Genomic DNA, 16,432 nt, shown 5'->3' with positions numbered 1-16,432 from the left:
ACCCTCATCGGATCTCTCCCGACTCATTGACGGACTGCCGCACCCTCTCTAGCTTTCAGCGAGGTAAAGCTCCGATGACTCCGGGAGAAGCGATGCCAAGCCCGTCCAGAAGAACCGTGCTCGCCACCACCGGAACCGCGGTCGGCGGCGTACTGATGGCCGGTGGCCTGCCCACCCAGGCCACCGCCGCGTCCTCGGAGGTGAGCACGCCGGGTGACCCCTGGCGCACCGTCCTCGACGACGCCGATCTGGTCTGGCAGAAGCTGCCGAAGACCTGGTACGAGGGCCCGTTCCTCGGCAACGGTTTCCTCGGCTCGGGAATCTACGCGGAACCGGGCACGCAGCCGGGCGGCGCGACCACGGCACTGCGCTTCAACATCCAGCACTCCGAGGTGCAGGACCACCGCCCCCAGTTCGGCTCCCTCTTCGGCCTCGCACGCCTGCCCATCGGCCACTTCACCCTCGAACCCGTCGGCAGGATCACCGGCATCGACTGGCGCCTGCGGCTGCGCGACGCCGAGCTGACCGGCGCCCTCACCACGGACAGGGGCACCCTGAAGCTGCGCGCGCAGGTGCACGACACACGCTCGGTGCTCGCCGTCGAGGTCACGCCGAGCGCGGGCGAGCGCGACTTCCGCTGGGTGTTCCACCCCGCGGAGGCGATCAGCCCGCGCGCCGCGTTCAAGCCGCTGCCGGAGGGGTACGCGGGCAACCCGCCCGCCGAGATCAAGGAGTACGACGGCGTCACGGCCGCCGTACAGCCGCTGCTCGCGGGCGGCCAGCACGTCACCGCTTGGCGGGAGCGGACGCGGGCCGAGGCCCGGACGCTGTACGTGAACGTGGCGCACTCGCACCCCGGGACGACGGCACGCGACCGTGCGGTGCGCGCGGTGCGGGGTGCGGCGGCCTTCTCGTACGACTGGCTCGCGAGGTCGCACCGGGCCTGGTGGCACGCGTACTACCGCAAGAGCTTCCTGTCGCTGCCCGACGCCAGGATGCAGCGCTTCTACTGGATCCAGCTCTACAAGTCGGCGGCCGCCGCCCGCCGCGACGCCCCGGTCATGGCGACCTGCGGGCCCTGGCTGGAGCCCACTCCGTGGCCCAACACCTGGTGGAACCTGAACGTTCAGCTGGAGTACTGGCTGATCCACGGCTCCAACCACGTCGAACTGGACGCCGTCACACGCGCGTTGAGCGAGTTCCGCACCAACCTCACCAAGGAGATGGCGGCCCCCTACCGCGCAGACTCGCTCGGCATCCCCCGCACCACGGACCCGTCCCTGGTGAACGGCGCGTCGGTGACGGACGGGGGCTATGGCGTCGGCATCCCGGGACAGGACCCTCCGACTCCCGAGGTCGGAAACCTCATGTGGGCGCTGCACAACGTCTGGCTGAGCTACCGCCACACGATGGAGAGGCCGATCCTGCAAGACGTCCTTTTCCCGCTCCTACGGAAGGCGGTCAATTACTACCTGCACTTCCTGGAGCCGGGCGCGGACGGCAAACTGCACCTGCCGGCGACCTACTCCCCCGAGTACGGGGGCAACTCGCGCGACTGCAACTACGACTTGATGCTGCTGAAGTGGGGCTGCCGCACGCTGCTGGAGGTTTCCGAACTCCTGGGCGTGGAGGACAAGTTGGCGCCGCGCTGGAGGGAGGTCGTCAGCAGGCTGACCGCGTACCCGACCGACGCTAACGGCTACATGATCGGCGCGGACATCCCCTTCGCGAAGTCGCACCGCCACTACTCCCACATGCTCGCGGTCTACCCGCTGTACGAGGTGACGGGCCGCACGGCGGAAGAACGCGCCCTGATCGAGAGGTCGTTGGCGCACTGGGTCGGCTTCGAGGGCGCGTTGCAGGGTTACACGTTCACCGGTGCCGCCTCCATGTCCGCGCTCCTCGGCAAGGGCGAGGACGCGCTGAAGTACCTGGGCCAGCTGATGAGCCGGTTCATCCAGCCCAACACCATGTACAAGGAGTCGGGCCCGGTCATCGAGACCCCGCTCTCCGCGGCGCAGTCCCTGCACGACATGGTCTGCCAGTCCTGGGGCGACGTCATCCGCGTCTTCCCCGCGCTGCCGTCGGCGTGGGCGGACCTCACGGTGCACAACTTCCGTACGCAGGGGGCGTTCCTGCTCAGCGCGGTACGGGAGGGCGGGGCGACCCGGTGGGTGCGGCTCGTGAGCGAGGCGGGGGCGCCGTGCGTCGTGCGGCATGGCATCGCGGGGGCGATCGAGGTGCGGGACGGGCGGGGCCGCCACCTGCCGTACGAGGATGAGGGCGACGGCGCCGTCAAGATCACCCTCAGGCGGGGCGGCTCGGCGCTGATCACCGCGAAGGGTGACCGCCCGGATCTGCGGATCTCCCCGGTCGAGCCGAACGAGGAGGCGCCGCGCTGGGGCCTGCCCGCGGCTTAGGCTCGCGCCATGACCGAATTCAGCGAGGCCGAGCGGGCGTACCTCAAGTCCCAGCGTCTGGGCCGGATGGCCAGCGTCGACGCGACGGGGCAGCCGCAGGCGAATCCTGTCGGGTTCTTCCCGCAGGACGACGGGACGATCCTTATCGGGGGGTACGCGCTGGGCACCACCAAGAAGTGGCGGAACCTCCAGCAGAATCCGAAGGTGTCGTTGGTCGTCGACGACATTGTGAGTGAGCGGCCGTGGAAGGTGCGGGGGGTCGACATTCGCGGGGATGCGGAACTCCTCACGGGGCCGCATGAGTTGGGGCCTCACTTCAGCGAGGAGCTGATTCGGATCCATCCTCGGCGGATCCATAGCTGGGGGCTTGAGCAGTAAATTCTCCCCAACCCCGCCCCTTCCCGAAAACTCGCTCGGCGCGAGGGCCTTGGTGACCGTCGTCACCGGCTCCGCCGAGTTCGTCCTCAAACGCCGGACGGGCTGAGTAGTTTCAGCCCCTCCGGCGTTTGAGGAGCGGGGGTCTGGGGGCGGAGCCCCCTGCGCGGCGGAGCCGCCAATAGATACAGCCGGGAAGGGGCGGGGTTGGGGAAAGATCCCTTAACCCGCCGTCAGCAGATGCCGCACCCCGTACGACCGCCACGGCCGCCACCCGTCCGGCACCGACTCACCCGGCAACCCCACATCCGGGTCCCCCAAAGCCCTCATCCGGATAACCGCCACGGCCCCCGCATCCACCCCCGCCAAAGCCAAAAGCCCCGCCTCCGCATCCTCCCGATCCGCCCCCGCATCAAGCCGCACCCGCCCATCAGCCAGCGCAGCAGCCAGCTCCCCCAAGACCCCCGGCTCCCCGGCAAGCGCTCCCGGCTCCGGGAACACATGAGTCAGCGCCCCGCACGGCGCATCCAGCGCCTTCCCGTACCGCTCCACCAGCACCGCAGCCGCCCCGCACCCCACAAGCGCCCGCACCGCGAACTCCTCGGGATCCGCGGCCCCGGGCGACCGCAGGCCGGGGGCGGCAGCGACGAGCGGAGCCAGCCGCGCGTCCGCGCCGAGCCGCTCGTCCACGGCGTACGGATCCGCGTCGAGGTCGAAGAGGCGGCGCAACCGCTGCACGGCGGTCGTGAGGTCACGGAGGTCCGTCAGGTGCAGCCTGGCGTCCAGCCACCCACCGACCCCGTGGTCGCTCTCCTCGACGGCCACGATCCCCGTGCCGTACGGCAGCCGCAACGTACGCCGGTACGTCCGCCCACCCCGCTCCCCGCTGACCTGCTCGACCCCGGCGACGGCCTCCTCGGAGAGCAGGTCGAAGACGGCACCGGCCTGGTAGGGGCCCCGGTAGGCGAGCCGCAGCGGAACTCCGGCGGCCGGGGTCGCCCGCCCCGCGCCCCCGCCACGCGGCGCGGCGGCCCGCAGCGCGGTGGGCGTCATGGCGTACACCGCCCGGATCGTGTCGTTGAACTGGCGCACGCTGGCAAACCCCGAGGCGAACGCGATCTCCGTGATCGGCAGGCCCGTGGTCTGCAGCAACACCCGTGCGGTGTGCGCCCGTTGGGCCCGCGCGAGGGCGACCGGTCCGGCACCCAGCTCGGCGGTGAGCTGCCGCTGGACCTGCCGGGAGCTGTAGCCGAGCCGCACGGCGAGACCGGAGACGCCCTCGCGGTCGACGACACCGTCACCGATCATGCGCATGGCGCGCCCTACGACGTCCGCGCGTACGTTCCACTCCGCGGACCCCGGCACGGCGTCCGGGCGGCAGCGTCGGCAGGCCCGGAATCCGGAGCCCTGGGCTGCGGCCGCGGTGGTGTAGTAGCGGACGTTCTGGCGCTTCGGGGTGACGGCGGGGCAGCTGGGCCGGCAGTAGATGCCGGTGGTCTCGACGGCGAAGAAGAACTCCCCGTCGAAGCGGGCGTCGCGGCTGCGAACCGCCTCGTACCTGGTCTCTTCATCGATCACGTCTTCCAGTGTGCGACGTCGAGCGCACTTCGGCTCGCGGAATTCGGACACCGCGTTGGGGGCGGCAGAGCGCCGCCCGGAGCGCGGGCACGAAGTTCACCGCAGCTGCTCCGGCTCAGGAGTACTCGCGGGATGCGCGGCGCGGTGCGAGGGCGCCCGAAGCGTCCCCGCACCGCGCCGCTCCCCCTTAGCGGACGCTCCCCTTAGCGGACGCGCCCCCGCTTCGCCTCCATCGCCGCCTTGCCCTCCGCGCCCCGCAGTTTCCACATGCGGCGCATGTCCGCCCGGAGCTTCGCGTCCGTCTTGGCGACGATGCGCTGGTTCTCGCGGATCAGCTTGCGGTAGCTGGCGAGACGGCGGTCCGGGAGCGTGCCGTCCTCCACGGCCGCGAGTACCGCACAGCCGGGCTCGGCGGTGTGGGCGCAGTCGTGGAAGCGGCAGTCGGCCGCCAGCTCCTCGATCTCGGAGAAGACCTGGCCGACGCCCGTCCCCGCGTCGAAGAGGCCGACACCCCGCAGTCCCGGCGTATCGATGAGGACGCCACCGGCGGGGAGCACGAGGAGGTTGCGGGTCGTCGTGGTGTGGCGGCCCTTGCCGTCCACGTCGCGGGCGGCGTTGACGTGCATGACGTCCTCGCCGACCAGCGCGTTGGCCAGCGTCGACTTGCCCGCTCCGGACTGGCCGAGCAGGACGGACGTGCCCCCGGCGACGACGGCGCACAGGATGTCGACGCCTTCCCCGGTCGTGGCGCTGACCGGGAGCACCTGGACGCCGGGGGACGACGTCTCGACGTCCTCGACAAGGTAGGACAGGCCCGTGGCGTCCGGGACCAGGTCGGCCTTGGTGAGGACCACCAGCGGCTGGGCCCCGGACTCCCAGGCCAGGGCGAGGAACCGTTCGATCCGGCCGAGGTCGAGCTCGACGGCGAGCGAGACCGCGATGATCGCGTGGTCGACGTTGGCCGCGAGGATCTGCCCCTCGGACCGCTTCGAGGAAGTGGAGCGCACGAAGGCCGTGCGGCGCGGCAGCAGCGTACGGACATAGCGCGGATCGCTGCCGTCAGGGTCGACGGCGGCCCAGTCCCCCGTGCACACGACCTTCATCGGGTCGCGGGGCACGACGAACTCGGTGTCGGCACGGACCGTGCCGGCGGGGGTGGCGAGGTCGCACTGGCCGCGGTCGACGCGCAGGACACGGCCGGGCAGCAGGCCCTGCGCCGCGTACGGGGTGAACTCGGCTTCCCAGTTCTCGTCCCAGCCGTAGGGCGTAAGAGGGTGCGAGGACGGAGAAGAGGACTGCGGAGAAGAAGCCTGCGGAGTCGCAGAGGAAGACAAGGGGTGACCCTTCACAAGGGTGGCCCCGGCGCACGCGCACACTGGCGCGCGGAAGAGAGGAAGGTCAGCCGGTGGCCACGGAGGTGGAATGAACGGACTTCTCGATGCGGGCAGCGCCCATCTCAACGACAGCCATCGGTCACACCTCCTGGAACACACTCAACCGGCACCGGCAGCCAACCGGCTGCCGGACGAACAGAAGGAACCCTAGCTTCGGGCTCAGGCGGAGCGCCAACTCTTTTCGCGTGCTGCTTCCCGCCCGGCGCCCACAGGTTGCCCGGCCGCCGCCGCGCGGGCCCTGCGCACGGCGGACAGCGGCGTGGGCGCGAGCGTCTTGCGCAAGTTGGTCCGCATCGTCGACGCGGCGTCGAGCACGTAGTTCTGCCGGACTTTCCAGGGGCCTCGGTCGCCCTGCCGGGGGAAGGCGTCGATGGAGCGCTGGACGTATCCGGAGGCGAGGTCGAGCAGCGGGCGTTCGTCGAGGGTGGTCATCGGCCTCGGCTCCACCGCCGCGTAGTCGTTCTCGCGCATGTGGTTGAGCACCTTGCACACGAGGCGGGATGTGAGGTCGGCGCGCAGCGTCCAGGAGGCGTTGGTGTAGCCGATGCACACGGCGAAGTTCGGTACGCCGGTCATCATCGCGCCGCGCCACACGAACTGCTTGTTCAGTCGCACCTGTTGGCCGTCGACGCGCGGGGTGATGCCGCCGAAGGCGAGGAGTTGGAGTCCGGTGGCGGTCACGACCACGTCGGCCTCCAGGACGCGGCCGGACTTGAGCCGGATGCCCTCGGGGACGAAGCGGTCGATGTGGTCGGTGACGATCTCGGCATCGCCCGTCTTCAGTGCCTCGAACAGGTCGGCGTCGGGCACCGCGCACAGCCGCTGGTCCCAGGGATCGTAGGACGGCGTGAGGTGGTCGGCGACCAGTTGGTCGTCCTTGACGATGCGCTTGTTCAGGCCGGTGAGCAGCCGCCGTGCCGCCTTCGGGCTGCGGCGGCAGAACTGGTAGAGGCCGATGGTGAAGAGGATGTTCTTCGTCCGCACGACCCGGTGGGCGACGCGCGGGGGCAGTACGGCGCGGATGCCGTCGGCCAGCCTGTCGCGCGAGGGCAGCGAGCCGATCCAGGTCGGGCTGCGCTGCAGCATGGTGACGTGCGCGGCGCTCTGTGCCATCGCGGGCACCAGCGTGACGGCGGTGGCTCCGCTGCCGATGACGACCACGCGCTTGCCCGCGTGGTCCAGGTCCTCGGGCCAGAACTGGGGGTGCACGACCGTGCCGGTGAAGGAGTCGGCGCCCGCGAACTCGGGGGCGTGGCCCTGGTCGTAGTTGTAGTAGCCCGCGCAGGAGTACAGGAAGTCGCAGGTGACGGTGGTCAGGGTGCGGCTGCCGTCCTCGGCGGTGCGCTCAAGGGTCACCGTCCAGCGCGCCGTGACGGTGGACCAGTCGGCGCCGACGACCTTGGTCCCGTAGCGGATCCGGTGGTCGATGCCGAACTCCGCCGCCGTCTCCTTGATGTAGCTCAGGATGGACCGGCCGTCGGCGAGCACCTTCGAGTCGCGCCAGGGCTTGAAGGCGTAGCCGAGGGTGAACATGTCGGAGTCCGAGCGCACACCCGGGTAGCGGAACAGGTCCCACGTCCCGCCCATGGACTGCCTCGCCTCGATGATCGCGTACGAACGCTCGGGGCACTCGGTCTGCAGCCGGTAGGCGGCGCCGACGCCGGAGAGCCCGGCGCCCACGATCACGACGTCGATGTGCTCGGCCGGGGCGTCGGCGGCGCCTTCCGGGCCTTCGGTCCTTGAGTCTGCGGAGTACGTCATTCCTTCAGTGTCCGGAAGCACACCCGGCAGGAATTGACCTGGGACGACAGATCTTTGACCCTGGACGACATGTCCGTGATCAGATCTGCGGGGCTGCGTGGTTTCCGCGCCACGGTGGCGGAGCTCGGCGGCGACGCCGAGGCGTACGCGCGGCAGGCCGGCGTTCCCACGGGCGCGCTCGACGGGGACGACCTCCTGGTGCCCGAGGAGGCGATGGCCACGGTACTGGAGCTGGCCGCCGAGGATCTTGGCTGTCCTGATCTCGGCCTGCGCATCGCGGCCCGGCAGGACTTGGGCATGCTCGGCGCTCTCGCTCTCGCCATCCAGAACTCCGACACCCTCGGGGACGCCCTGGAGTGCACGACGCGCTATCTGTTCGTCCACGCGCGCTCGCTGAGTCTGAGCCTGGAGCCCGACCCGTACGGCACTCCCGGGGTGGCCGCCCTGCGCTACGGCGTGCGCGAGGGGGTCGAGGCACCGCCGCAGGGCATCGACCTCTCCCTGGGGTTCATGCACCGGGCCATCGTCTACCTGGTCGGTCCGTACGGCCTCGGCTCGGTCGAGCTGCCGCATCCGCTCCTGTCCCCGCTCTCGGTGTACGAGGACTTCTTCGGCGTACCGGTGAAGGCGGACCGCCCGGCGGCGCTGCTGCGGGTCCCGCTCAGCCTGGCCGACCGGCCGCTCGATGGCGGCAACGCGCATCTGCGCCGCCTGGCGCTTGCCTACCTCGACGAGCAACTGCCCAGCGAGCGTTCGGACATCGTCACCGGTGTGCGCGCCGTCGTCGGGCGTTCGCTCGGCACATCGCCGCCCGGGATCGGGACCGTGGCGCACCTCCTGAACGTCCATCCGCGGACCCTGCAGCGCCGGTTGCGCGCCGCGGGCACGACGTTCGCCGAGGTCGTCGACGAGGAACGGCGCGGGGCGGCACGGCGCTATCTCACCGGCACCGACCTCCCGCTTGGCCAGGTCGCCCTGCTTCTCGGCCTCTCCGAGCAGTCGGCCCTGAACCGCTGCTGCCGGCGCTGGTGGGGGGCGACGCCCCGAGCGGTACGGGCGCGCGGCTATGGGGCCGCCGAGCCGCCGGTCTCCTGAAGCAGCCGCGTACGGAAGAGGTCGAGGACCTCGTCGAGCGCGGCCCTCGTCGGCTGACCCGGTTCGTCGATGAGGTGCTCGGTCAGGACGGAGTGCGGCGGCAGAACGCCCTCGGGGCTCGCGTCGCTGTCGTCGAGTTCGACGGCGGTGAAGGCGTCGCCGAGCCGGTGGCGCAGGAAGGCGAACCGGTCGCCGGGGACCAGCCGGTCGCCGCTGAACCGCGTCCCGAGGACCCGCAGCCCGTCCCGCTCGCAGCGGCCCTTGACGACGGCGAGTTCCTCGTCCGAGATGTCGATGGTGCCCGCACGGCGGGCGTTGACGGCCAGCGGGAGCGAGGGCTGGGAGAGGACGGGGGCGAGCAGCCGGTCGTCCGTGGCCATCGCCAGGGCGAAGCCACCGGTGAGGCACATGCCGACGGCCCCCACGCCGGGGCCGCCGCAGCGCTTGTGCTCGTGCGCGGCCAGGGCGCGCAGCCAGGTCACGACGCGCGAGCTGCGGCCGGTGGCGAGCAGGGTGAACTCCCGGCTCACGCACACCTTCAGCATGGACGACGCCGTGTAGAGACCGGACTTCAGCGAGCCGTGGGCCCGGGGATGGGCGTCCCGGCCCGGGGTCCCGAAGAGGACGGGGAGCACAGCGGTGCATCCGATGGCGGCCACTTTCTCGGCGAACGCGAGGACCTTGGGCGTGATGCCCGGTATCTCCGCGATCACGATGACGGCGGGGCCTTCCCCGCGCCGCAGGACCTTGCGGGTGGTGCCCTCGTGCGTGAACCGGCTCCGCGTGAAGCCCGTCAGGTCATGGTCGGCCACTGCTCATCGTCCTCCGACTCGACTTCCGCCGACCGGAGTTGACGCGTAAAGGATCTCGCGGCCGAGGCTTGTTGGACGGAACGTATAACAAGGGTGCCGTGCGGGCCTACCCCCAGCAGAAGATCCGGCCGCAACCGCGCCGCGCCGCCGGGGCCGACCCCTCATGCTGGCGGGGTGGGACTCAATCCGGCCGAAGCGGCGATCACCGGCATGACCATGGGCGCCATCGCGTCCTTCTCCGGCGCCTGGCTCACCCAGCACGCGACGGACAAGCGCGAGCGCGAGAACCGCGTGTGGTCGCGGTGCATGGACGTCTACGAAGAGGCCATGATCGCCGTGCACCGAGTCGGCGCCCTGCGTAAGCAGTTGTCGGATACGGGAGACTGGCCGGACGGCACCGGTGCGGCGGTGAGCGACGTCCATGTCCTCGCGGCCCGGCTGGAGATCTACGCCACGACTCCGGTCCTCGACGCGCACTGGGCCGCCTTCCAGGCGATGCGGGCGTGGATCGACGCGTGGCACGACTGGGACAACCAGGAGGGGACCAATCCCCGGGTGAGCCAAATGGACCCGCTGTGGCGGGAATTCGCGGAGCGCGTCAAGGAATCAGAGGATTCCGACCATCTGCTCCTGGGCATCCTGCGCGAGGAGGTGCACGGAAGGAGGAAACAAAGAAGACCTTGGTGGAAGTGGCGCCCTTTCCGGCGCCCGGACGCGGAGGGATCTCCTCAACTCAGGCCCTGAGAACGTTTCTTGTGCGGTAACTCCCGCCCTGGAACCGTTGGTGGCTACCATTGCATATTCACGGCGCAAGAGCGGCCGGCCTCCGCAGGGCAGTTGCTCTCTCCTGGGATCGGACGGGGGAACGAACCCATGACGCATCACGAGCCGCACCAGAAGCACTTGATCCAGATATTCCGGAACAACGATCGCATCGGATCCGGTGTGCGCCTCACCAGGCACTTCGCCCTGACTGCCGCGCACTGCCTGGGAGATGACAAAGAGAAGCGCATGCGGCCGGTTCTCCTGCGGCTTCCGGACGGCAGGCGTCTGGAGGGCGAGGTCCAGCAATTCGATCTCCTCTCCGACATGGCTCTCGTGAAGATCGTGTTCCAGAAAGGCGAAAAGGTTCCGCTCCCCGGCATCCACTTCGATGTCGCCCGCGAAGGAGATGTGTGGACGGCGGCCCGCAGGCCGTCGGGCAACGGCAGGCTGCGGGGAACCGTGAGCCACGTATCGGTCATCTACCAGAGCACGGGCGAGCAGGCCGTCAACTGCCATCGGCTGCGGCACGACGGTTCCTGCGACGACGTACGGAAGTTCGCCGGCAGTCCCGTCGACCGCGGTGAGCCCGATCGGCGCCGCCCCCCGGTCGTCCTCGGGCTCCTCGTCGCACGGCCCGCCACCACGGACGCTCCGGAGGACACGCTGTTCGCCGGCACGATCGACGAGGCGGTGCGCCGATTCGACACCTTCAAGTTCCACCACGAGCCACAACAGCCGCTGTCCGACTCCGAACGCATCTACGAAGTGCGCCAGGACCACGAGGCGGAAGCGCTGGCCCGCAAGGACCGCACAGTGCCGGCCGGACTGGCCGCCGTGACCAGCTATGTGAACCTGCGCTGGCACAGGCCCCGGCCGTGACGAGCATGCCGCACACCCTTGCGGCCCGTCTCCTGGAGGGGACATGATGACGATCGCGAACGTCAGCGAGGCGCTGGCGACTGCGGAGGACGCCCTTGAGGCGCACGGTACGGCCCGGTCCGACCTGAAGGAATCGCTCGCCGGTTACGTGGATCGCCTCACCAACCCGGAAGCGCCCTACGCACTCTTACGGCCCCACGCCCGCCAGCACATCAATCTCGCGCAGCTGCTCCTCGCGCTCGACATGAGGGAACGCTCGCACGCTCTCGCCGCGGTGACCCTGCGCCACATGGAGCTGGCCGAAGCCGACCAGGAGCTGTTCGTGGCCGACACCTGGAACGAACTCGGCTCGCTGCTCGCGGAGCACGACGATCTCGACCGGGCCCGCATGGTCCTGAACTACGCCCTCAACCGCGCGCAGCGCGCCGCCGCACCCGAACTGGCCCGGATACTGGCCAACTTGAGCGCGGTGAGCCTGCGTGCCGGGCATCTGGAGGACGCCAAGATCTGGGCGCAGAAGTCGGTCACCGTCCTTGGCAGGTACTACGGCGGCGACCCTGAGGCGCGGCTCACCGCCGACTGGGTGCGGGTCGAAGTGGCCTCGATCCGGCGGGACACCGCCGAACTGACCCGCACCCTGGGCGACTTCGCCGCCTCTGTGGACTGGTTCACGAGCTTCAAGGACGACGACGATCCGAAGGCCGTCGCGGCGCGCTCGGCGCTGGCCCAGGCGAAGTTCCAGGCCGCCAAGGCGGTGCAGGACGAGGAGCGGATAGAGGCGGAGCTCGGCGAGTTGGAGATCGCCCACTTACGCGCGGCCGCGCTCCTCGGCGCCGATCACCAGGAGACGCTGGTCGCCCAAGCGGCGCTCGCCACCGCGGAGTTCGACGCGGCCGACGGCACGGCGTTCTGCGCAACGCGCAGGCATCAGGCCGTGGCCCTGCTCGACTCGGCCACCGCGACGGCAGCGCGGACCCTGGGCCGTGACCACTCCCAGACGCACGCCCTGCGTGCGGCGCTCGCGGACATGCGGGGTGCCACCGCACCGTCGGACGAACTCCCTTATCTCATCGAGCATGTCTACACACCCCAGGAGAACAGCGCCCGCAACAAAGCGAAGGGCGATGCCCTGCGGCACGAGCGCAATGTGATCAGGCTGGTCGCGCACGCGGGCGCGTCCTTCTTCCTGAAGGATCTGAAGCTCTTCCATCCGCAGGTCATTCACGCCCTCAATCAAGGCAGTTACTTCTACGCCATCATCAGCAGCCCCTGGAACAACCTCGCCATTTTCACCAAGCACGACGCGACGGCGGAGCGCCCCAACTCCCACAACATCGTGGACATCATCGCGGCGAGCGACTACTACTCGAAGACTTTCCTGCACGTGATAGATGCCTACCGCACGCTGCGCGACACATATCACGACCGTATCGAATTGCGGCTCACGCACATCGACATCCCCGGCTCGACCCTGCTCACCACGGACCGCGGATTCTTCGAGCCTTACATCACGTCCAATCCGGAACGCAGGACCCGCCGAAAGCTCAATGTCCTTGAGGTGGAGTTCCACAAGGACAGCAGGTACTACTCCGACAGCCGGGCCGAGTTCGACATCCAGTGGGAACTCGCAAGCACCCTGGACCAGTTCGAGGCGAGCGAGGAACAGCACAAGACGGCGCTACGGGACTCAGTGCGCGCCCAGTCCGACGACCGGTTCAAGGGAGATGGAGAGCCCCGCCCCTGATGCTGCGGAGCACGCCTGTCGAGCCGACGAACAGCGGGTCGGGCAGAGCATCCAGGTGCCAGAACTCCCAGCGCAGGCACCGCTCGGGCTCCAGGACCCGCGGCTCGCCGGTGAAGTCGAGGATCTCCACGCCGACCTGCATGTGGTGATTGGCCGCCGGGTCGGGATCGGTGACGCACGCGACGCGCGTGCCGATCGCGCGCAGGCCCGTCTCCTCCTCCAGCTCACGGCAGGCGGCGCCGACCAGGGACTCGCCCACTTCGAGATGCCCGCCGGGCAGTCCCCAGGTGCCGCCGCCGAAGGTGTTGGCCCGCAGGCCGAGCAGCACGCGGCCGCCCGCGCGGACGATCGCCTGGACCCCTACGCGTACTTGTGCGGTCATCGTGGGCTCCTCACGTATTCGGGTTCATGTCCGGGTAAGTGCCGGTGAAGTTCTCGGCGTTCCTCGCTCCGGTGACGGGCTCATCCACCGCGAGATCCTCCTCCGCCAGGCGCGTGAAGAAGTCCCCGATGCGCCGTTCGCCTTTCTCGTCGATGACGACGACCTGGCAGTCCGGATCGATGAAGAAGTAGCTGCCGGTACGGGTTCGGTTCCGGTAGACGCGCAGCCTGACGCCGCGGTCCTCGGCCGCGGCCTCGCACCGGTGGACCACGTCCTCGAACTCGTCGTCGCCGAGTGAGAGCCACTCCCTGTTGTCCGCGCCGTAGTTGGTCTCCGACATCTGGTAGACCTTCCACACGTCGGGCAGGCAGGCGTCCTCGATGAGGTTCAGCACGTCGGGCGCACCGCCGACGTTCAGCCGTGTGACGACCGTGCCGAGCTTCACCCGGACGTGACGGTGGTTCTTGCGGACCTCTCCGAGCAGGCCGAGCATCTTCTCCCGGTGCGGCGCGACCCCGGTACGCAGGGCGCGGTGCTCGGCCGCGTCCGCGGACTCCAGGGGCAGCGCGATCCAGGAGAGGTGGGGCAGCACGCGCTGCATGGTGCGCAGGGGCGCGAGACCGTTGGTGCTCAGGACCACTTTCGCCGAGCGACCGTCCGCCTGGGGTCCGCGCAGCGCCCGTGCGAGCTCCGCGAGATAGGAGAGCAAGGTCGGCTCACCCCCGGAGATGACGACGCCACGCACGCCCCTGTTCTTCAGTGCGGACGCGACCCGCAGTGCGGTCTCTCTGGGCATGGGCGGGACCTCGTGCCTCGGGCCGAAGCAGAAGGGGCAGCTGAGGTTGCACCTTCCGATGGGCCGCATATCGACGAAGGCGGGGATGAGCATGGGGGGACCTTAGCGACACCTGGGGCCCGGATTGCGCCAAACCCACAAGCGTTGCACACCGAACACCTGCCCTCGGGGCACTCCCGCCAAGCGCACCCTGAGCGGAGGGCGCAATTCCGGCCAGATCCGCGTGCCGAACGGGCCGCCATCTGGCTTGTCTTGTCGTGGACCAAGTAGATGCCCCAGGCATCCAATGGAAGAGGTAAAAGGAGCCCCTCCGCTTGTGAGGTAAGTCCATGACCGAATCAGTCGCGTCCGAACCACTGGTGTTCAAAGCAGCCACGTCCGAAGCAGCCGGGTCCGAACCAGTCGCCTTCCCGCAGGACCGCACCTGCCCCTACCACCCGCCGGAGTCGTACGAGCCGCTCCGCGAGGCCCGGCCGCTCTCCCGGGCCCGGTTGTTCGACGGGCGTTCCGTCTGGGTGGTCACCGGGCAGGGAACCGCCCGTGACCTGCTCGTCGACCCACGCCTTTCCGCCGACCGCGAGAACGAGGCGTTCCCCGCGCCGACCGAACGCTTCGCGAAGGTACGCAACCGCCGAGTCGCCCTGCTCGGCGTCGACGACCCCCTGCACAACACTCAGCGCCGCATGCTGATCCCCAGCTTCTCGGTCAAGCGGATCGCCGCGCTGCGCCCCCGGATCCAGGAGACGGTCGACCGGCTCCTGGACGCCATGGAGGCGCAGGGGCCGGCGGCCGAGCTGGTCGGCGCGTTCGCGCTGCCGGTTCCTTCCATGGTGATCTGCGCCCTGCTCGGCGTGCCCTACGCCGACCACGAGTTCTTCGAGGAGCAGTCGCGCCGGCTGCTGCGCGGCCCCCGCGCCGAGGACATGGAGCGGGCACAGGACGAACTGGACGCGTATTTCCACGCGTTGATCGACCAGAAGCGGCGTGAGCCGGGAGACGGGCTCCTCGACGAGCTGATCCACCGGCAGCTCTCCGAGGGTGCGCTCGACCGCGAGGAACTGGTCAGCCTCGCGACGATCCTGCTGGTCGCGGGGCACGAGACCACGGCGAACATGATCTCCCTGGGGACGTTCACGCTCCTTCAGCATCCCGCGCAGCTCGCCGAACTGCGCGCCGACGGGACGCTGATGCCAGCGGCCGTCGAGGAGTTGCTGCGTTTCCTGTCCATCGCGGACGGCTTGCTGCGGGTGGCGAAGGAGGACATCGACATCGCAGGAAGCACCATCCGCGCGGACGACGGCGTCATCTTCTCCACCTCCCTCATCAACCGTGACGGCACGGCCTACGAGACGCCGGAGGAACTGGACTTCCACCGTGCCGACCGCCACCATCTCGCCTTCGGGTACGGCGTTCACCAGTGCCTCGGCCAGAACCTCGCCCGCGCCGAGATCGAGATCGCCCTGCGGTCGCTCTTCGACCGGATGCCGGAGCTTCGCCTCGCGGTGCCCGCACGGGAGATTCCCTTCAAGCCGGGCGACACGATCCAGGGGATGCTCGAACTCCCCGTCACCTGGTAGGAGATGGGCGGAGGATGAGCATGAAGGTTCATGTGGACAAGGAGCGGTGTGTGGGCGCGGGGATGTGCGCGCTCACCGCCCCGAGCGTCTTCACCCAGGACGACGACGGCTTCAGCGAGGTGCTCCCCGGCCGCGAGGACGGCGGCGGCGATCCCCTGGTGCGCGAGGCCGTGCGGGCCTGCCCCGTGCGGGCGGTCACCGTCGACGACTCCTGACCGGGCGGGGCCGCCCGCGGCCGGAACGGTTCAGTGACCCCGCTGCCAGGCGGCGAGGTCCTTGCGGCGTACGGAGCGGAGCCCGGCGATGTCCGTGTCGTAGAGCTCGCCCGTCCAGCTCTTGCGCACCGAGTTCTCCGTGCTGCCGCCGAAGTTCTCCCGGAGCCAGTACCACGGCTGCAGCGGCAGCCAGCACAGACCGGCGAGCCAGCGGTGCGCGGCGCGGACCGGCCCCGGGCGGCCCGCGTCGGCGGCGCGCACCACACGGACGCCGAACAGCAGCTTCCCGACGCTGCCGCGGAACAGCGGTGTCAGGACGCACTGGTTGGTGAAGGACACCGCCGGTACGAGGGCGTACAGAGTCCACCACGGGCTGGAATCCGGGGTCAGGCCGGCGATCCCGACCGCGCCGTACAGGGCGACGACCAGGTCGACGATCACGGCGAGGAAACGGCGCGCGTCCCCGGCGAGGCGCGGCAGCCGGTCGGTAGGTGGCGTTGAGGGTATCCGCACGCCGTACGGCGCCTGTGGCTGCGCATACTGCTGGTACGGCGCCTGCGGTTGAGCGTGTTGCTGGTACTGCCCCCGTGGATCACTCATGGCGGCATCATGCCTCACACCTGCGACAACGCTCCAAGT

At 69.8% G+C, this 16,432-nt stretch carries 15 protein-coding genes; 8 read left to right on the top strand and 7 right to left on the bottom strand.

What is annotated here, in order from left to right; all coding sequences use genetic code 11:
- Positions 1 to 92 precede the first annotated feature (92 nt).
- Together E5671_RS35185 and E5671_RS35180 are read left to right on the top strand one after the other, a co-directional pair.
- A complete protein-coding gene (locus E5671_RS35185; RefSeq protein ID WP_160507887.1) occupies positions 93 to 2,420 on the top strand; it encodes a glycosyl hydrolase family 95 catalytic domain-containing protein in 2,328 nt (775 codons plus the stop codon).
- Positions 2,421 to 2,429: 9 nt separating this feature from the next.
- On the top strand, positions 2,430 to 2,798 hold the full coding sequence (locus tag E5671_RS35180; RefSeq protein WP_160507886.1) for a PPOX class F420-dependent oxidoreductase: 369 nt from the start codon (positions 2,430 to 2,432) through the stop codon (positions 2,796 to 2,798).
- 219 nt (positions 2,799 to 3,017) lie between these two features.
- Here E5671_RS35180 and E5671_RS35175 read toward each other — a convergent pair whose 3' ends face one another.
- The 3 genes from E5671_RS35175 to E5671_RS35165 form a co-directional block, all read right to left on the bottom strand.
- The gene (locus tag E5671_RS35175) at positions 3,018 to 4,370 is read right to left on the bottom strand and encodes an AlkA N-terminal domain-containing protein (protein ID WP_160510605.1); all 1,353 of its coding nucleotides are present in this window, start codon (positions 4,368 to 4,370) and stop codon (positions 3,018 to 3,020) included.
- Positions 4,371 to 4,576: 206 nt separating this feature from the next.
- Positions 4,577 to 5,707 (bottom strand): ribosome small subunit-dependent GTPase A, encoded by a 1,131-nt coding sequence (gene rsgA, locus E5671_RS35170; RefSeq protein ID WP_160507885.1) that lies wholly within the window; start codon positions 5,705 to 5,707, stop codon positions 4,577 to 4,579.
- A 219-nt stretch (positions 5,708 to 5,926) separates the two neighbouring features.
- The gene (locus E5671_RS35165) at positions 5,927 to 7,528 is read right to left on the bottom strand and encodes a flavin-containing monooxygenase (protein ID WP_160507884.1); all 1,602 of its coding nucleotides are present in this window, start codon (positions 7,526 to 7,528) and stop codon (positions 5,927 to 5,929) included.
- A gap of 69 nt (positions 7,529 to 7,597) precedes the next feature.
- Here E5671_RS35165 and E5671_RS35160 point away from each other — a divergent pair, with 69 nt between their 5' ends.
- Positions 7,598 to 8,623 carry an AraC family transcriptional regulator gene (locus E5671_RS35160; RefSeq protein ID WP_160507883.1) on the top strand — a complete coding sequence of 342 codons (1,026 nt, stop codon included), beginning with the start codon at positions 7,598 to 7,600 and terminating at the stop codon, positions 8,621 to 8,623.
- Here the strand turns inward: E5671_RS35160 and E5671_RS35155 are convergent.
- Positions 8,593 to 9,435, bottom strand: a complete 843-nt coding sequence (locus E5671_RS35155) for a dienelactone hydrolase family protein (protein ID WP_160507882.1) — start codon at positions 9,433 to 9,435, stop codon at positions 8,593 to 8,595. The genes E5671_RS35160 and E5671_RS35155 overlap by 31 nt on opposite strands.
- Before the next feature lie 174 nt (positions 9,436 to 9,609).
- Between E5671_RS35155 and E5671_RS35150 the strand changes: the two genes are divergently transcribed.
- The 3 genes from E5671_RS35150 (at position 9,610) to E5671_RS35140 (ending at position 12,823) form a co-directional block, all read left to right on the top strand.
- Positions 9,610 to 10,179: a hypothetical protein gene (locus tag E5671_RS35150; protein WP_160507881.1), complete on the top strand. Its 570-nt coding sequence runs from the start codon at positions 9,610 to 9,612 to the stop codon at positions 10,177 to 10,179.
- A 129-nt stretch (positions 10,180 to 10,308) separates the two neighbouring features.
- Positions 10,309 to 11,079 (top strand): S1 family peptidase, encoded by a 771-nt coding sequence (locus tag E5671_RS35145; RefSeq protein WP_160507880.1) that lies wholly within the window; start codon positions 10,309 to 10,311, stop codon positions 11,077 to 11,079.
- A gap of 43 nt (positions 11,080 to 11,122) precedes the next feature.
- Positions 11,123 to 12,823, top strand: a complete 1,701-nt coding sequence (locus E5671_RS35140; protein ID WP_160507879.1) for a hypothetical protein — start codon at positions 11,123 to 11,125, stop codon at positions 12,821 to 12,823.
- Here E5671_RS35140 and E5671_RS35135 read toward each other — a convergent pair.
- A complete protein-coding gene (locus E5671_RS35135; RefSeq protein WP_160507878.1) occupies positions 12,795 to 13,205 on the bottom strand; it encodes an NUDIX domain-containing protein in 411 nt (136 codons plus the stop codon). The genes E5671_RS35140 and E5671_RS35135 overlap by 29 nt on opposite strands.
- A 10-nt stretch (positions 13,206 to 13,215) precedes the next feature.
- A complete protein-coding gene (locus E5671_RS35130; protein ID WP_272902906.1) occupies positions 13,216 to 14,070 on the bottom strand; it encodes a radical SAM protein in 855 nt (284 codons plus the stop codon).
- A gap of 260 nt (positions 14,071 to 14,330) precedes the next feature.
- On the opposite strand from E5671_RS35130, the gene E5671_RS35125 reads away from it, so the two are divergent.
- Together E5671_RS35125 and E5671_RS35120 are read left to right on the top strand one after the other, a co-directional pair.
- Positions 14,331 to 15,578, top strand: coding sequence for a cytochrome P450 (locus tag E5671_RS35125; RefSeq protein ID WP_160507876.1), 1,248 nt, complete (start codon positions 14,331 to 14,333; stop codon positions 15,576 to 15,578).
- Between the two features lie 20 nt (positions 15,579 to 15,598).
- On the top strand, positions 15,599 to 15,793 hold the full coding sequence (locus E5671_RS35120) for a ferredoxin (protein ID WP_160510604.1): 195 nt from the start codon (positions 15,599 to 15,601) through the stop codon (positions 15,791 to 15,793).
- Positions 15,794 to 15,823: 30 nt separating this feature from the next.
- Here the strand turns inward: E5671_RS35120 and E5671_RS35115 are convergent, their stop codons facing one another.
- Positions 15,824 to 16,393 carry an RDD family protein gene (locus E5671_RS35115; RefSeq protein ID WP_160507875.1) on the bottom strand — a complete coding sequence of 190 codons (570 nt, stop codon included), beginning with the start codon at positions 16,391 to 16,393 and terminating at the stop codon, positions 15,824 to 15,826.
- Positions 16,394 to 16,432 lie beyond the last annotated feature (39 nt).

Source organism: Streptomyces sp. BA2, from assembly GCF_009769735.1.
Taxonomy (GTDB): Bacteria; Actinomycetota; Actinomycetes; order Streptomycetales; family Streptomycetaceae; genus Streptomyces.
The sequence above is the reverse complement of the archived record's forward strand: the minus strand, read 5'-3'. Positions and strand labels throughout refer to the sequence as shown.